Here is an 18,074-nt window from a genome sequence, read left to right as displayed (position 1 = left end):
TATAAAAAACCACAAAAATATAGTGTGAAAAACCACAAATTTATAGTATAAAAAAGCACAAAAATATAGTGTGAAAAACCACAAATTTATAGTCTACAAAAAATACGAAAAGGATATGAGAACATGCCAGAAATTTACTACGAAAGGATATTAGACGAAACAATAGAAAAAAGACTAAAAATGATAGGGGCAATTGTAATTGAAGGTCCAAAGTGGTGTGGAAAAACAACAACAGCAAAACAACATGCAAAAAGTGTTCTGGAACTGCAAGACCCCGACAATAGGCAAAATTATTTAGAACTGGCAGATATAATGCCTTCAAAATTGTTAGAAGGGGAAACTCCACGATTAATTGACGAATGGCAAATGGCACCACTATTGTGGGATGCAGTAAGGACAAAGGTAGACAAAACTCCAGGATATGGGCACTTCATATTAACCGGCTCAACATCAATTGATTTTGATAAAACAATGCACACCGGAACAGGACGTGTAAATAGAATGACAATGCTTCCAATGAGCTTATATGAAAGTAAAGAATCAAACGGAAAGCTTCCAATTTTAGACTTGTTTGAAAATCCGAATATGGATATAAACGGCATTGAATCTGATTTGACAATGGAAGAACTTGCATTCGCAACCTGCAGAGGAGGATGGCCTGAAAGTGTTATTCATGAAGATAAGGAAGCACAATTATTCGTTGTTGAAAATTATGTAGATAACATCTGCAAAACAGACATATCAACTGTAGATGGAGTGAAAAGAGACAGAAAACGAGCTGAAAAAATACTAAAATCCTATGCTCGAAACAACTCCACTGAAGCAACAAAACAAACAATATTAAAAGATGTCAGAGGCAACTTTCCGGATATGGCATATACAACTTTAGATGACTATCTTAAAGCATTATCAAAATTATTCGTTACAGTGGATATTCCAGCATGGAATCCCAATATCCGATCAAAAACCGCAGTTAAGTCTTCAGATAAACGAGAATTCATCGACCCGTCAATTGCAACAACACTATTGAATTTGGATCCCGAAGGCCTGTTATTTGATCTCGACACCTTCGGACATATTTTTGAAAATCTTTGTTATAGGGATTTGATGGCATACACATCTTCAAAAGGAGGGCAAGTATCTTATTATAGAGACAGATACGGCCTGGAATGTGATTGTGTTCTTAGCTTAAAAAATGAAGACTATGCATTAATAGAATTTAAATTAGGCAGCAAAAAAATTGAAAAAGGAGCTAAAAACTTACTCAAATTAGATAAAATCATAAAAGAAAAAAATACCGAAACCGATTTGTACATTAAAGAACCAAAATTCTTAGCTGTAATCACCGGAGGGAAATTCGCCCACACAAGAGAAGACGGAGTGAAAATACTTCCAATCGGATGCCTAAGGTAAAAAAAAGAAAAAAGAGATTATAATTTAAATCCTGTACCGATGAACTGGGCAACGTCACGTCCGACATCATCCGAGATATCCACATTGATGATTGAAGATGTGCGGCCATTCTTACGGCAGGTAGCCTTTGCAATCAATTTGTCGCCTTTCGGAGCGGAAAGATAATGAATGTCAACCTGCTGTGCCACAGTCAACTGATGAATCTGATTTGAGAGAACGGCAAATGCAAAATCTGCCAATGTAAAAATAACACCGCCCATCACGCCTCCATAAGCGTTCCTGTGATCATCTGTCAGCTCAAGGCTGCAGACTGCATAGTCTTCTGTCAGCTCATCCAAAACAACACCTGTTGTTACTGCAAACTTGTCCTTGTAAAAGAATTCTCTAGCACTTTCAAGTGAATCAAAATTAGCCATCTTAACACCTAAATTAAAATTGACTTTCATAATTTAAAAAAATTGCCCCCATTAATGAATCAATTAATTCAGGCCCCAATAAAAAGAAAAACATGCAACATCTGAATGAAACATTAACTGTTTTTAATTGTTTCAATGTCGGTTCCGCAGGCGAAGTTTTCAATCAAAACATCGTATTCCTCAAATCCCCTAACATGAATGGGCTTTGAGATTAATTTCAAGGCTATTTTGTAATCCCCATATTTGCCCAAGTAACAACATTTCAACATGCCAATGTGAATCCCCAACTCATCAAAAACATCAACAATGTGATCTGCAGAGTTAATGATCTTTTCTCGAACTTCCTTGAAATCTTTTCTGCCCCTGCACAGTTCACAGAGAACAACATCCACATCGTTATTTTGCTTTGGAAATCTATCGACTATAATGCAGTCACTTGATTTTCTTTTGCTTCCGGAAACCTGTTTTTCAATATTATCCCCCTCCAAAATGATATAATCCTCCAGATTTCCCTTCAAGATGCAATTTTTCTCCTTGCACCGTTTTTTGAAGATTGAATGAGAATCCTTGAAATTTCCAGAAGAGTAATATTCCTTTAGCAATTCTTCAATCACAAAATCACCTCCTCTTTGAACGGATTATCTCGCGTGATTCATCATACAAGTCTTCAATGACCTCACTAAAACATCCATCATGAAAACCTGTTTCGTTAATGTCAAATCTGAAAACTGAAGAAGGATTATTTCTGAAATTGTAAATTGCAACTTTTTCATGGCTTAAAACATCCCCATCGGCAAATCCCAATTCATTTAACTTATCGGATTTGACATTGGAAAGCCTTACCAGATTATTGAACTGCTCTAAAATATAATCGCTGTGGGTTGTCAATATGATGTTCAATCCCGCATTGACCAGATTCGCCAAATATTTAACCAATGCCATTTGATTTGCAGGATGCAGGTGATTTTCAATCTCTTCAATTACTAAAGTGTCCCCGGCATCCAACTCATATTTCAAATAATTGATCAAAGGAGTCAACTGCTTAACTGAAGATGAAACCAGACTGAAATCAAATTCACGGCCGTTATTGTAGTCCTTGAAAATCAAGTCATCGTAAACGCCATTGTTTCTGAATCTGATTTCACCGTTTAGCACTTCCTTTTCGATTTGACAGGCAATATCGTGGAAATCCCGGTTTTTGACAGTCCTCTGATTATTCAGATAGCTGATCAGCATGACCTTATCTATTGCTGAAGCCATCTTTACTCCCAAAAGCTCATCGGAAAGAATTGACCTGAATTTGTCGGTTGTTGACTGTGCAGATGCCGGAATGTAGAATGATCTTTGTCTTTGTTTGGCATAGGCACTTGCAAGAGCAGAATAGACTACTGAGGAAAACATGTCATAACCATTGAAAAGGTTGGACAATGCAAAATAATCCAGTTTAATCAGCACTTCATTATTTTCCCTTTTAAATTCGAAAAGCAGCTTGTTTTTTAATTTGATTTTGTTTTGAGCGATTCTGATTAAGGAATTTCCTTTTAAAGCTCCGAAATCATTGAAAAATCCAAGATTATCAAAGTCAATTTCAAACGAATCACCTGATGTTCCGTTCAGCATGTCCAAATCAGCGCTGAAATTGCTTTTTAATGTGTTTTCAATCAATTCCAGATGAGTCCTGATTATTCCATCGCCAAAAAGCCTGTCGAATTTATCCGCATCGTAATGAAATGAATCATTGAAAAAATTAGGTTTCGAATCCAGATACTGCATCAATTCATCGTTGAAGTCTTCAAACAAATCTCCATTGTTTTCCATGAGGGTTTCAACCGAATTGATTGCAAAAGCATCGGGATTCTCGATTGATGTGAGAACAGAATGAATCAGTTTAGAGCAATGGGATTTTCCCGAACTGTTCTGCCCGACAAAAATAGTCAAAGGCATTACTGATATTTCCGCTTCTTTTAACGGTCCAAAATTTTTTAAATTTAATTCATGCATGCTATCGCACTCTTCTTTAGCATTAAAACCATAATCTGATTTTATATCTCTTAATGTATTTTCATCCAGCATTTCGTATCACCTAAAATTACATGTAAAATATAATATTAGATAATACTTCAAGGTATTTTAGGTATAGTTAAGTGCGACAGTGTGCTTTTTCACAAATATGTTAATATGATTTATTATTAATAGTTTACTCTTCTCTCAGAGCAATTTTACATGATTGGAGCAATTTTGATGAATCTAGATTAACACCTTCAGGGCTTCCCACAACAGATAAACCGCACCGATAATCACCAAAACGGCGAATATCTGAGGGATATGTTTTGTCCTTAAAATCAGCTTCTCGAGATTGATTCTTGAAATCAGATAGCTGAGCAGAAGCAGCGTCAGGGCAAAGCCAAGGCAGTAGAGAACAATGTTGAAAGATGCATATGCCGAGTCATTTGAACTTACAAGAAGAGCAATCAGGCTCATCAGATATGCACTATAACATGGAGCCTAGGATACCGAGGTCAAAAGGCCAAGGCTGAATGAACCGGCAATTCCCCCACCAACATTAGGCGAAATCGCTCCAAAGCTAAATGAGTATTCCCTAAGCATCGCCGCTCCAATCACCAGAAGCAGAACCGCCGAAGCTATGCGGACATATGGGATGTAGGCATAGACGAGTGATGTGAAAAATCCTGTGAGGAATATGACAGCAAGAAAAATGCTGAAGAGCCCGAAGATGAATGAGATTATCTCGGCTTTTGATTTGGACTTCAGGGCGAATGCCACCAATATCGGAATTATCGGCAGGATGCAGGGCGACAATATTGAAATTACGCCTGTTGAAAATGAAATCAGATGAAGTATTTCCATCTAAATCTCCTTTAGGGCATTTAGAAACTCATCTACTTCTACGTATCCTTCTAGCCTGTATACTTCATTTCCGCCAGTGCCGATAACGATGGTTGTAGGCGTTCCGAAGACATTATACTCGTCTGCAACGCCAGGGTGTCTGTTGATGTCGACGATAACGACAATATAGTTCCCGTTGAGTTCCTTTTGAACGTTTGCGTTGGCCAAAACGTTATCTTTAAATAGATCGCAGTAGACGCAGTTTTCCTGGTCAAACACCAGCATGACATTCTTGTCCTGCTTCTGGGCCAAGACGCCATCGACGTCATCGGTTGTGTTGAGCCCGTCAACGACAGCGTCATCGACCTCGTAGGCGCTGACCGCCAATGTCAGTGTCATCATCAGAAATATTGCTAAAATTATCCTTTTCATGATATCACATTCATATTAATTTATCAAAGCTTTTCAAAGGATGCATGCCAATCATCTGTATTTTCTTAAAAACGGAATAAGCCAAACGAGAAGAATTGAGATTAGGCATGAAACAATGATTGCCGGAGGATAGAAGAAGTATCCTATTATCATCCCCAAACCTACGATGACTATTGTTGAGTAGAAAGGAAGATGATTTTCCAAAGCCATCATGAGAGCGATGTTTGCCGGATCAACCCTTTTCAGGGCATTTGAAGTCACAATTGACAATAACGCCACGATTATGAAATCTATGCCGTAGAATGCCTGCGCCACAAATGAATTGAAGTTTTGAGCAACAAAATGGGACAAATACGGAATCAGGGATAAAACAAACATTGACGCCCCAATTGACCATATTACCTTTGCATCAATTTTATTTACTATTGAAAAGAGGTTGTTGTTGAAGTTCCAGTAGTTGAAGCAGACAATGAAACTGATTATATAAGCCAGAAACTCAAGTTTCAACTCAAACAATGACTGCCATGACCCTTCAGAGACCATTGTGATTTCAAGCACAATAACTGTGAGGATAATGGCCACAATAGCATCAAAGAAAGCTTCAAACCTGTCTGTGGTTTCGATTTCAGACTTTGCAAGTATTGCAAAGAAAAACCAGTAAACAGTAGAGAGAATACATGCGATGTAGATTCCCTGAAGATAAACAGTGTATGTAAAGAGAAATCCAATCAAAATGAATAAAACCGGAATGTATCTCTTATAATCCTTGAGATTTAATTTCTTAAGCTTTTCATTGTAGGGATTTGCACGGACAACCAGATATGTTGAAACCATATATAAAACATTTGTCATTAAAAACACAATCCCAAACATTGTCTGAGCAGGAATTGATGTTGGATGGAGTGCAACCCATGTTGCAAAGTAAGGGATGACCGAAATGACTAAAATCAAAGCACCATAGACAACAACCACCTTATTGTCTATCTCATCAACCATCTGGAAGAGGTTGTGGTCGTTGAACCATGTGTTGAATATGATTAAAAAGCACATGAAATAGTTTATATACCACATGTTCATGTTTAAAATCGCTCCTACAGTCGCTTCTGCAGGTTGTGACAATTTAAGAACCAGAACAGTAATAATGATAGCCAATACTGCATCCATGAAAGTTTCAAATCTAGTTGTTTTCATGATTAATTATTTAATTTCGAAGTTAAATAAACCTTGCCCATGTATATGCTGAAGTTGAAAGCATTGGCGGGATTGACATAGCCGATGGTAATGTGAGATATGGCCAATTAAAAAAGCAGTTGAAAAAGAGGTGTCTGGAATAATTAGGTCCTGCATCGATTAAACTGCAGCCTGGAAATTTGCTCTTAATGAAAAAAATAGTAGGAGGTAGAAGATTCATCTACCTGCATTTTATGCTAACACTTTTAGTTACTTTTGAATAGTATGCGTTTCCTGCATATGTCACTGTTGCCTTGAATGTTCCCTTTTTGGTCAGCTTTGCAATATTGAATGTTGCAACGCCCTTGGAGTTGGTTTTGGCAGTGTAAGTCTTGCCTTTGACCTTAAGGGTGACCTTTGTGTTTTTCATTACCTTGTTCTTGTTGGTCTTCAGGGTTACAGTGTACTTTTTGGTTTTTGCTGATGCCTTGAATGTCTTTGCCTTTGCTGTCAGTTTAGGTGCCGCCTTGCTGACAACCACATTGACTGAAGAGGATGATTTGACGTAATTGCCATCACCGTTAAATGCAGCTGATGCAACATAGGAGTTCGGCTTCAGGTTGGAAGGAACAGTGATTGAAACCTGCCCTTTGTCGTTGGTTGTTCTCGCATAGGATTTTCCATTGAGCTTGACAGTGACTGACCTGTTAGGCACGGCATTACCATCCTCATCCGTTAATGTGAATATGATGTTTTTGGAGTTTGCGTAAGTTACCTTCACATCCGAAGAGACAATCTGTGTCTGTGATTTGACAGTAAACTGCATTTTAGTGTTGTTCTGCCTATATTTCAAATCACCGGAGTAAATAGCTCTGAGAGTATATGTGCCTGGTTTTAAAGTGTCATCGAAAGCGAACTTTCCATCAACGACAAGAGTATAGACATCATAGTCTCCGATTTCCAGAAGCACCATGCCTTTAGCGTCAGGATTGACATTGCCGTTTATGTAAACGTGATGTCCGTCAACTGCAACATTCAAGCTGATTGGAGTGTCCATCCTTGAAATGACAGTGAGTTTGGCAGTCTTGGATGCATTTCCGTTTCCTGAATAACTGACAGTAACATCATATGTGCCCGGAGAAATTCTCTTTTGGAAAGTGGCTACATATCCGAATTTGTCAAAGAACTTGCCGGCGAGTTGTGAAACGTCAATTCCCAGTCCGCAAGCAAGCTTATAGGCACCTTGTAAACCCATTGAATCATTGAAGCGGATTGCGTCTGCAAACTCCATCCATCCCTCATAGACGGAGGACCTGTCAAATCTGAAGGCGCTGATGACTTTGGACAGTCCCCTATCGACACTCGGCATGTCAAAGCTGATTGAATCGACGACCATATCCAGTCCGGCGGCGATTTTTGAAGCGTTAATGTCAATGTTTCTTTTGACATTGCCGATTATCGCATCCGCCTCGGATTTGGTTAAATTGACCTCATGAATAATCCTGTCAAGGCCGCTCATGACCTTTGAGACATTGACTTCCACTCCTGCAATCATTCTGGACAGTCCGTTCACCACCTGAGTGCGGTTGAAGCCTGTCTTTGCAGAGTCAAGTGAAGCGGAAATCCTGCTGTAGTCCACATTGACGTAGCGCATTATCAGTGAAAGTGCTTTTACGGTTTTGGAAATGTCGAACGTGTGATTTGAAAGGCCGTGCATGATTTTTGAGATGAGGACGTTTGATCCGTTTGAAGAAACGCTGAACATGTCAACAATGCGACCCACATTGTTGTGCTTGAGAACGTCCACAAATGCGTCTCCAAATTCTGTGAAATTCAGCCTGTCTGCTTTTAAGCTGCCGGAAATCCTCGCATCAAGGTCGTCCGGAACAGACATGTTGAGTGATTCGAAAAGGCCCCTGACCTTAAGAGCAACATCCTCTCCTGTGAGATTGAATTCAGCCAGGATGCTTTTGAAATCTGAAGCGAAAAGATCGCTATTGAATGAAACCGCAGCGGTCAGGTCATTGAAAATGCGGGAACTGTCTGAAGGAATTCCTGCGGCAATGTATCCCATTGCGGAGATGACGTCAGCGACATTGAGCTTGAATCCTTTAACGATGTCTGATGCGCCTTCAAGAACCTTTAAAATCTTGGAGCTGTCGATTCCTGTTATGACTGCAAGTTCATCGGCGACTTTAGGGCTGTTGAAAGTGGCAGTGCTTATGGCATTCTCAATTGAAGAGGTAAACTTCTTCTCATCAATCCTCATGGAGCTAATGAGCTTATCTACTGCATCGGGCAGATTTGATTTTCCTGAAGCTGCACCTTCGAACTGGTCGATGATGTCTGAAATGTTGAATGCGAATCCGTCTGTTGCATCACTCAGCCTATCCAAAAAGCTCTCCTTTGTGAGATGGTTGTAGTTCCAGATTTCTTCTGCAATGTTTGCAACCTCCAGGAGAGTGAATTCCTTTTTAAGCATGAGCATGGTAATGTCAACCGTGTTTTTAGTGGAAAGCTTCAGATTGAGACGCTCGACAATGTCTGAAACAGAACCGTGGGATGAACTTCCGTCCAGCTCGTTAAGGATATCCCTTACGGCACTAATGAATGATGCCTTGGTGACAATGATGCTGTCTAAAATGTTGTTTTTAAGCTTATGGCCATCGAAACTAAATCCCCCGGCAATCGCAGCCAGAATGTCGGTGAGATTTGAGTAATATGAAGCGTTGATGTGAATTCCGCCTGCAATCTGCGCAAGCCCTTCCATAAGGCCTGAAGCGTTGATTTGAGACCCGTTTAGAATATCGTTGAGACCATCGATGAGCCTGTCGGAATCGACATGGGTTGCGTTGATCATGATATTTGCCCCATGTTCAAGCTTTGTGGTGTCGATGCTTGAGGCAGCATAGATGTCCCTGAGGCCGTCTGCGATTTTGGACGCATTTGCATTGGTGAAATTGCTTGAAGAGAGCATCATGTTGTAGAACTCTGAAACGTTCCATCCCTTGGCATTTACAAGTCCTGTGAAATCAGCAAAAGTGAAGTTCACCTGACCTGTTTCATTGCTGATTTTGATGTGATTAGTAATTGAGCCGCCTTCACCTATTATTGTCACATTAACGTCACCTGAAAGAGAATATGAAGGTGAAACGTCAAATGGAATGTAGACGATTCTTCCCTCATTGACTGTGACATCCTCAACGTCAACGGAAGGCTCGTCGGCGGATAAAATCTCTGAGTTGTTGAAAGCGCCATCGTCCGATTCTTCAATGGCAGGCTGTTGGCTTTCGTCTGAGATTTCCAGCGGTATAGCATCGTCAGTGAAATTTGAATTGTCATTTGCGCTTACCGCCCCGACAGCCAGCAGGCAAACAAGAACAAATGAAACAATTGCCAAATGTTTTTTCATCTAAAAATAACCTCCTTTAAAAAAATAATAGAATCTATGTAATATTTTACAACTGATACTATAAAAATATATGATTTTGACAAAAACACCAAAAAGACCCCATGGGGAAAAATACATTATAAAATTGAGCGGAAAAAAAGAAAAAAGTTAGTGAGAAAAATTAATCTCACTATTTAATTGTTATTTTTACTGATTTGCTTGAGGAAGCATACATCTTGTCGCCCGCAAACTTGATGGTGGACTGGAAGTTGCCTTTCTTGGATATGCTAAGTTTGAAAGTGGCTTGTCCCTTATCGTTTGTTTTTGCGGTGTATGTTTTTCCATTGATTTTCATGGTAATCTTCTTGCCTGCACTCAGGTAGGTTTTACCGTCAATGGATGATCCTTTGTCTGTCTTGAGGGTTACAGTGTAGGATTTTGTTTTTGCGGATGCCTTATAGGATTTTGCAGAAGCACTAATGCTGGTTTTCTTGAGATTTACTGTAATTAAATTTACAACAAATGTACCAGTGTACTCGTCATCTCCCAGGAAAGCAGTTGCAAATGTGTATTTTCCTGCTTGTTTCAGGTTGATTTGCAGTTTCGCCCAACCGGATGCATCGGTTGTCTTGTTGTATACTTTACCGTTGAATCCGATTTTTACAGGTTTGTTGGCCAATGGATTGCCATTTACATCAACCAATTTGACTTTGAAGTAGTTTCCTCTTTCACCGGCATCGAAATCAATTGCATATGTTTCATAATCCTCGGAATTGATCACCGTTGCAACTCTCACCGGAACCAGGTCTTTTATAGTCAGTGTGAAGTTTGCTGGAAGTGTCAGGTTATCTCCAAGGTATTTTAACTCTACAACACTATTGGAGGATGCTGAAATCACCAGGGTACCGTTTGAATCGGTTGTGGTGTTTGACTCTTCACCATTTATTGTGTAGGTCACGTTGGCATCTGCAATAGGATTTCCGTTAATGTCCTTCAAAACAGCGCTGATGTCAGTTCCAACAACTGAAATGTTGCTGAATTCGCTCACAACAGGTTCAACATTGAAAACCATGAATGTTTCAACTGTTGAGTTGGTGTTGAAGTTATCATCACCGACATATGTGATGAAGGCAAGGTAGAATCCGTTATCCAGTATTGCATCATATTTGGCTTTGCCTTCTTTTACAGGAAGATAAATCACCTTTTCGTTGATAACTACACTGACTAAACCTGTTGCGTTCTCATTGACATCAACTTTAAGGGATATCCTGTTGCCGTCAACCACAACATCAGAGGATATTGTTGTGTTCATTTTAACATAATCAGCGACTGTGATTTCAACAGCGGTTGAATTGGAATCGAATATGGAATCGCCCAGATAAGTCACATCAGCAGTGTAATTTCCTGCTGCCAAACCGGAGACGTTAACAGAAGCCTTGCCTGCATCAACATCAGCATAATACTTAATGCCGTTGACATCGACTAAAACGACACCTGTTGCATTCGCATCAACACTGACAACTACAGTAGCGGTTTCGCCTTCAACAATCTCAACAGGCTCAGCGCTAATGTTTGTAGTTAATTTAGCGACAGTGAAGTTCTTAAAGTCAAAGCAGAAATCATATTTTTCATTTCCGAAATACATTACCACAACTGAATGGTTTCCAGAAGACAGCTCACCCAAAGGAACCTCAACAGTGCCGCCAGACACAGGAACCTCAGTAACATTCTCACCGTCAACAACAACATAAACCTTACCAGTAGCATCTTCAGGCAACTCAGCAATCACCTTAGCGACCTCGCCGACATTAACATCAGAAACATGAATGCCACCTTCAGGAACAATACGCTTAGCCACTTTAACATTGACATTTCCGGTTGCTTCGACGTATTTATCATCACCCATGTATGTTATTAAAGCAGTGTAGTTACCAGCATCCAAACCTGTAACATTAACACTAGCAGTGCCGTTTTCAACAACGCCGTAGTATTTGTTGCCTGCAACATCAATCAGCACAGTACCTGTAGCATTAGCGTCGACACTGACAACTACAGTAGCGGTTTCACCTTCAAAAATCTCAACAGAATTTGCAGTGACATTGGTGGACAGTTTTTCCACAGCAAACATACGATAAACACCATTTTCATAATATTTTTCATTTCCGGAATAGAATACGTAAATAGTGTGGTTTCCTGCAGAAAATTCGCCTAATGGAAGCTCAAAAGGACCTGCGGATGCGCTTGATACTGCAACTATTTTACTATCCACATGAACAGCAAAAATTCCAGTAGCGTCTTTTGGCAACTCAACAATCACTTTAGCGACCTCACCGACTTTAACTTCAGGAACTGTGATGTTAATCTCAGGTCTAGTAAGCCATGCTACTTTTACATCAACACTTCCGCTTGCATTGGAGTATTTGTCATCACCCGGATAGACAACATCGGCAGTGTAGTTTCCACCAGTCAAACCGACAAGCTTGACTGTGGCGTTGCCGTTTTCAACATCTCCGTAATACTTTTTGCCTTTAACATCGACCAGTACAACGCCGGTAGCATCATTAGGTAAAACCACAGTAACTGTGGCCTCTTGGCCAACGATCAATTCTACAACTTTTGGTTCGATGTCAATGGTTGAATCTGTCTTTTTAACAGAAACGTCGATTGTTTTGCTTTCAGCTGCGACATACTTGTTATCACCAGCGAAACTGACAGTAATGGTAGCGTTACCTTCACCGACAGCTACAATCATGCTGTCAACCACTTTAGCAACGAGTTCGTTGCTTGATACGTATGTAAGGTTGCCTGCTTCAGAAGGAAGCAATGCAGCACCGGTAACTACGTTATCACGCACAATTAGGTCAAAAGTTTTATTCTCAATGAGAATCTCAGTAGCGATTTTATAGACACTGACAGTAATTGTCTTGTTTTCAGCTGCAGCATACTTATCATTACCCATAAATGAAACAGTAATATTGGCGCTACCTTCACCGACAGCAGTCAACTCACCAATACCATTGACAGTGACAACACTCACATCACTGGAAGTGAAATCCAACTCACCGGCACCGGAAGGCATTAAACTGACCACAAGCGCAACTTCATCAGAAACATTCATTTCAACAGTAGCATTCTCAGCAATAATCTCAGTAGGTATCTTACTAACAGTAACTGCAACTGTCTTGTTTTCGGCAGCGGCATAATTCTTATTGCCTGCAAATGAAACTGTAATAGTAGCAGTACCTGCACCAACAGCAGTGACATTACCATATTCATCAACGCTAGCAACAGTAGTGTCATTTGATGAATAGCTTAAGTTGCCTGCTTCGGAAGGACTTAACACAGCCACAATTTTAGCACAATCATCAACAAACAATTCAATTGAAGATCCATCAACATCAATTGTGGTATTGGCAGGGGTTATTGTATACCTTTCAATCCAATAGGATTTGTTAAATTTACCTGTTTTGTCATAATATTCAGCATAAAGTTCATAGGTACCGGCATCCAAAGGTCCCAAATCACATCTAAATGAACTTTCGTTATCAACATTAACGGTTAACTTGAATTCATTATTGAGGTAAATGTCAACAGAACCTTTTTTGACCCTTGTTTCTGTTCCCACATTTATGACCTGACCTGTTACAAGGAAATTACGTAATGGATCGTAGGCTTGAGGATAATTCACGGTCACGTTCAATTTAGTAGGAATCTTACTTACTGTAACAGCTACAGCAGTTGAATTTTCAGCGTAAACTCCGTCGCCACCAACTCTAACAATAATGGAAGTAGTGCCTTCTTTCAATGCAGTGACAATGCCCTTTTCATCAATACTAACAACACCTGAGTTATCAGGAACATAAGTGACATTCAAATTGGCAGGAACAGTAGTGGCAACAATAGTAAAGTTATCGTCAACAAATAAGTCCAGAGTGTCATTATTTACACTGACGCTTGCATCATTCAGACTGACAGTGACAGAGATTGTCTTGTTTTCAGCATCAGCAATTACATAATTGCCTGCAAATGAGACAGTGACATTAGCAGTACCTTCACCAACCGCTTTGATCATGCCGTTTCTGACTATGACAACGGATTCGTTGCTTGAAGTGTAATTTAATTCACCAGCCCATGAAGGTTCTAAAGTAGCGCCTGATGGAACTTCATCATTAACATTCAAGTCCATAGTAGCATTTGCAAGAATAATTTCGGTAGGATACTTTATAACAGTAACTGTAATTGTTTTGTTTTCTGCAGCAGCATAATTCTCATCGCCTGCAAATGAAACGGTAATAAGAGCAGTACCTTCACTATTAGTTTGGAAATTGCCTGATGTTGATACCCACATGACACTGGTGTCGTTTGAAGAATATTTTAGACTGCCTGCTTCTGTAGGAATTAAATTAGCCCAGGTAATATCTCCATTTCCACCAACATACAATTCAACTGAAGAATTGGTAATGTTAATTTCAGTAGGTATCTTTACGGTAACTGCAACACTGGTGGTATTTATAGCATAAACCTTATCGTCACCAACGCTTACAACAATGGTGGCAGTACCGTTACCGACAGCAGTAACCTTACCGTCAGCATCAACAGCCACAACAGAAGAATCTGTGGATGTGAAATTAACGTCCAAACCTGCAGGAACTGTTTCAGTAATCAATGTAAACTCATCACCGACAAGCAAATCAAGAGTATCGTTGACAGTGACACTTGCATCATTTAAGGCAACTGTAACTTCAATTATCCTGTATTGGGCAGCAGCATATTCATCATCGCCTGCAAATGAGACAGTTATATTGGTGGTACCTTTAGCTAGAGCTTTGATTTCTCCATTTTCAACTATGGCTACAGTTGAATTGCTTGAAGTGTAAGTCAAGTTACCCGCCTCATCAGGATTCAAAGTAGCACCAGAAGAAACATTACCATTAACTTTCAAAGCCAAAGTCTCATTTTCAAGAGCAATAGAAGTAGGTTTTTTAGTAATCAAAACGGTAGCAACTGCACTTGTATATCCATATGAAGAGAAAGTAACTGTATAGAATTTAGGAGTGATACCATTTACATCCACCTCAAATATACCATCATCACCAACAGTGGAATTAAGGGTGTAAGCATCATCCAATTTGATAGTTACATTCAGACCTTTAGGTAAAGGTTGATCGGTTGAATTTACAACCAAACAATTATAGACTCCAAACGGTAACAATAGTGAAGCACCATCAAGTTCACGACGCACATCTTGAAGTATATAATACCAAACAGCTTCATTCAAACTGACAGTAACACTAATATTCCTTTCAGAAGGGGCGTATACGTCAGTTCCATTGAATGAGACAGTGACATTAGCAGTACCTTCGCCAACAGCCTTGATTACGCCGTTTTCAACTGTAACAACAGATTCGTCGCTTGATTTGTAGGTCAAGTTACCAACAGGAGGCTCCAAAGTGGCACCCGCAGGAGTCTCATCGCCAACCTTCAAGTTCATAGTTTCATTTGTAAGATTGATAGATGTAGGTGTTTTAGGTTTAATATTTATTATTTTGAGGGTATATGATGCGGTTTCGAATGTGGCGGTTACGTTGCCCATTCCCTCATTTTCAGCAGTGTATGTTATTTCTTCACCGAGTGAAGCGGCATTTTTATCCAATTCACCTAGTGTTTGGGTTAAGTCCAACTGGATATCAATTGGTCCTTCATATTTGCTAACAAATCCACCACTACCCCTTGTCCATAATTCAAATTTGATTGTTGAGTTTTCACCTAAATTAATTTCGTAAGTATTACATGTACCATATAAGAACAGCCAGTTGTCCAAATAAATTCCTGCATTAGCGGGCATATTATTGCGATTTGTAAAATTATTTCCAAACCAGTTATCATTGGCTGCAACTTCTCCGGAAACAACATTTATGATTTTAGAGACATCATTATTTATGAATATTGAGTCATGAATCTCATTGCCAGTATCCGCATTACTGAAATACATCACATTTTTTCCAGTGTTATTTATAAATTTTCCGGTTATATCCACATTGGTTGATGCTTGAAGGAAGTAGTTTGCTGCCCCGCCATCATTATCTGCACTACCCTCTGCACGGTTACCTATGAAATTTCCGGATATGGAAACATCAGTTATCGCATTATTGAAATAGTTAGCTCCACCACCTTCTTCACCACTACCTGTTGCGGTGTTGTTTATGAAGTCTCCAGTTATATTAACATTAGTTAATGTCCTCATAAAGAGATTTGCTCCGCCAGAACTAGCAGTATTATTAATGAATACGGCATTTATATTGGAATTGGAGAGCTGACCGTTAAAGTAGGTTCCAGCACCATAAAATGCTTCATTATTCATAAATTCACCATATATATTTACATTGTCATGATTTGCATTTTTATTAAATGAAATTGCACCACCACGACCATTACCTTTTGCTTTGTTATTTTTAAATGTGGAATTTATAATTGAATTACAAACTACATCATAACAATAGATTGCACCACCATTTGTTTCTGCAGTGTTATTTCTAAATTCCCCACATATATTAACATTAGTTAATTGACCTCCGAAGTAGATTGCACCACCAGAAGATGTTTCTGCAGTGTTATTTATAAATTCACCACTGATATTTACATTATCAGCACCACCACTAAGATAAAGAGCACCAGCATAATTTGTTGCAGTATTATTTATAAATGTGGCATTTATAACTGAATTATAAAGTTTATTATTAAAGCGGATTGCACCGCCCCAGTTGGATTTTCCATTTTTAAAGGTTAAACAGTTAATATTTATGGTTTCAACACCAAATTGAACAAGCCAAAATCGATCTTGTCCCTGCGCATCAAAAATCGCTTCACCGGCACCGTATTTTTCAAAAGATAACTTTTTATTGATAGATAATCCTATATTTTTAGTTCCGGTGTATGTTCCAGCTGCAATCATGATTGTGTCGTAGTCTTCAGCTACATCCAATGCTTCTTTTAATGTTTGGAATGGAGTTGCTTGACTTTTTCCATCTCCTCCAGGAGCTGCGGTTGCATTGACATACCAAACAGTAGCAGCTACAGTTTCAGTAAGTTTTACTTCCTGATTATCAACAGTTGCAGTAATTTCAAATTCACCAAGAGCATCTGAACTGAATTCAGTTGAGAATTCACCGTTTACCAGATAACCGGTATCATCATCCAAGTGTCCTCCTGTTGCTGATAATTCAATTGGTCTTGAAGGAATAGATAACACATTAGCAGTTCCATTCATGTAAAATGTATAATTTAATTTTGCATTGTAACCCGGTTTAATGGTTTCTGAATCTGCACTGCCATTTAAAACAGCATAAGTTGATGGAATTCCTCCTTTATTAATTAGTTCATTCCAATCAGGATCGTTTGAACCCCACCAGTTATTATCTACACTTTCCAGTACACCACTAGAACTGATAACTTTTCCATATTGTGCGGAGTTATTGACAAAAGCACAATTGATCACAGTACCCTTTGTATTATCGGCAGTTTCTAAGCGAATCGCACCGCCCCACCAATTTGCAGTGTTGCCGGTGAAAGTACAATCAGACACATTACCTCCTCTCATGAAGTACATTGCACCACCCCTATACTGTGCAGTGTTGCCAGTGAAATTACAATTAGTCACGTTAGTATAAAAGAGGCAGTAAATTGCACCACCAGCAGAAGTAGAATCTCCAGTTGCATTATTACCGGTGAAAGTACAGTTAGTCACATTACCTCCCCTCATGTAAATTGCACCACCCTCACGGTTTATCCCATTTTTAAAGGTTAAGCCAATTATATTTATGGAATCATCCATAACAGTCCAGATTCTCCTTTGGCCTTCTGCATCAAAGATTGCTTCACTTTCACCATATTTTATGAAGTTTAAATTTCTCCAAATAGATAATCCTGTATTATCGGTTCCTTTGTATTCTCCTGCCGCAATCATGATTGTGTCGCCATTTTCAGCTTTATTTAAAGCAGCATTCAATGTCTGGAATGGAGCTGTTTCAGTTCCAGTTCCCCCAGAAGCTGCAGATGCATTAACATAATAGGTTTTAGGTGCAGCAGTTAAAATATTTCCGTTTTCATCATTATCCGCAGATAACAAATCATTTCCATTGTTTTTACCAGCAGCAACGGATTTGGCATCATTTTCGACTGCATTGCCGTCACTGTCGGAATAGTTTCCGTCCAAATCATCTATTGCATCAACATCGTTTGCAAGGGCAAGTGTCCCTGCATCTGCGGATGAGACAATCGTATCGTTGTTTCCATCCGCATCCGCTGCCGAAACAGCAGATATCGACATCAATACAAACACAAAAAAAAGCAATATGGGACTGTCCACTAATTAATTTCTATATTTAATATTTATTGCATGGTAAAAT

At 39.2% G+C, this 18,074-nt stretch carries 9 protein-coding genes and 1 pseudogene; 1 reads left to right on the top strand and 9 read right to left on the bottom strand.

Features of this window, described 5'->3' with window-relative positions; translation table 11 throughout:
• Window positions 1-123 precede the first annotated feature (123 nt).
• On the top strand, window positions 124-1,413 hold the full coding sequence (locus Q0W26_RS07885) for an ATP-binding protein (RefSeq protein WP_298523736.1): 1,290 nt from the start codon (window positions 124-126) through the stop codon (window positions 1,411-1,413).
• 17 nt (window positions 1,414-1,430) lie between these two features.
• Here the strand turns inward: Q0W26_RS07885 and Q0W26_RS07880 are convergent, their stop codons facing one another.
• The 9 genes and pseudogenes from Q0W26_RS07880 to Q0W26_RS07840 all read right to left on the bottom strand — a co-directional run bounded on the left by Q0W26_RS07880 (window position 1,431) and on the right by Q0W26_RS07840 (window position 17,995).
• The gene (locus Q0W26_RS07880) at window positions 1,431-1,829 is read right to left on the bottom strand and encodes a PaaI family thioesterase (protein WP_298523735.1); all 399 of its coding nucleotides are present in this window, start codon (window positions 1,827-1,829) and stop codon (window positions 1,431-1,433) included.
• 113 nt (window positions 1,830-1,942) lie between these two features.
• Entirely contained in the window at window positions 1,943-2,443 is a 501-nt protein-coding gene (locus Q0W26_RS07875; RefSeq protein ID WP_298523734.1) for a hypothetical protein, read from the bottom strand.
• A 4-nt stretch (window positions 2,444-2,447) separates the two neighbouring features.
• On the bottom strand, window positions 2,448-3,902 hold the full coding sequence (locus Q0W26_RS07870; RefSeq protein WP_298523733.1) for an AAA family ATPase: 1,455 nt from the start codon (window positions 3,900-3,902) through the stop codon (window positions 2,448-2,450).
• A 174-nt stretch (window positions 3,903-4,076) separates the two neighbouring features.
• Window positions 4,077-4,322: pseudogene (locus tag Q0W26_RS07865) on the bottom strand (cytochrome C biogenesis protein); the annotation flags it as partial.
• Between the two features lie 12 nt (window positions 4,323-4,334).
• Window positions 4,335-4,697, bottom strand: a complete 363-nt coding sequence (locus Q0W26_RS07860) for a cytochrome c biogenesis CcdA family protein (RefSeq protein ID WP_298523732.1) — start codon at window positions 4,695-4,697, stop codon at window positions 4,335-4,337.
• Window positions 4,698-4,988, bottom strand: a complete 291-nt coding sequence (locus Q0W26_RS07855) for a thioredoxin fold domain-containing protein (protein WP_298523731.1) — start codon at window positions 4,986-4,988, stop codon at window positions 4,698-4,700.
• A 171-nt stretch (window positions 4,989-5,159) separates the two neighbouring features.
• The gene (locus Q0W26_RS07850) at window positions 5,160-6,299 is read right to left on the bottom strand and encodes a TMEM175 family protein (protein ID WP_298523730.1); all 1,140 of its coding nucleotides are present in this window, start codon (window positions 6,297-6,299) and stop codon (window positions 5,160-5,162) included.
• 220 nt (window positions 6,300-6,519) lie between these two features.
• Window positions 6,520-9,690 carry an Ig-like domain repeat protein gene (locus Q0W26_RS07845; RefSeq protein ID WP_298523729.1) on the bottom strand — a complete coding sequence of 1,057 codons (3,171 nt, stop codon included), beginning with the start codon at window positions 9,688-9,690 and terminating at the stop codon, window positions 6,520-6,522.
• 169 nt (window positions 9,691-9,859) lie between these two features.
• Entirely contained in the window at window positions 9,860-17,995 is an 8,136-nt protein-coding gene (locus Q0W26_RS07840; protein WP_298523728.1) for an Ig-like domain-containing protein, read from the bottom strand.
• Window positions 17,996-18,074: the final 79 nt, after the last annotated feature.

The sequence above is a fragment of the uncultured Methanobrevibacter sp. genome (assembly GCF_947169325.1).
GTDB lineage: Archaea > Methanobacteriota > Methanobacteria > Methanobacteriales > Methanobacteriaceae > Methanocatella.
This window is presented reverse-complemented; position numbering and strand designations above follow the sequence as displayed.

Excerpts from the sequence above, each read along its gene's own strand:
- Q0W26_RS07885 (WP_298523736.1), top strand. The coding sequence starts at position 124 with ATGCCAGAAATTTACTACGAAAGGATATTAGACGAAACAATAGAAAAA.
- Q0W26_RS07880 (WP_298523735.1), bottom strand. The coding sequence starts at position 1,829 with ATGGCTAATTTTGATTCACTTGAAAGTGCTAGAGAATTCTTTTACAAG.
- Q0W26_RS07870 (WP_298523733.1), bottom strand. The coding sequence starts at position 3,902 with ATGCTGGATGAAAATACATTAAGAGATATAAAATCAGATTATGGTTTT.
- Q0W26_RS07860 (WP_298523732.1), bottom strand. The coding sequence starts at position 4,697 with ATGGAAATACTTCATCTGATTTCATTTTCAACAGGCGTAATTTCAATA.
- Q0W26_RS07850 (WP_298523730.1), bottom strand. The coding sequence starts at position 6,299 with ATGAAAACAACTAGATTTGAAACTTTCATGGATGCAGTATTGGCTATC.
- Q0W26_RS07845 (WP_298523729.1), bottom strand. The coding sequence starts at position 9,690 with ATGAAAAAACATTTGGCAATTGTTTCATTTGTTCTTGTTTGCCTGCTG.
- Q0W26_RS07840 (WP_298523728.1), bottom strand. The coding sequence starts at position 17,995 with ATGTCGATATCTGCTGTTTCGGCAGCGGATGCGGATGGAAACAACGAT.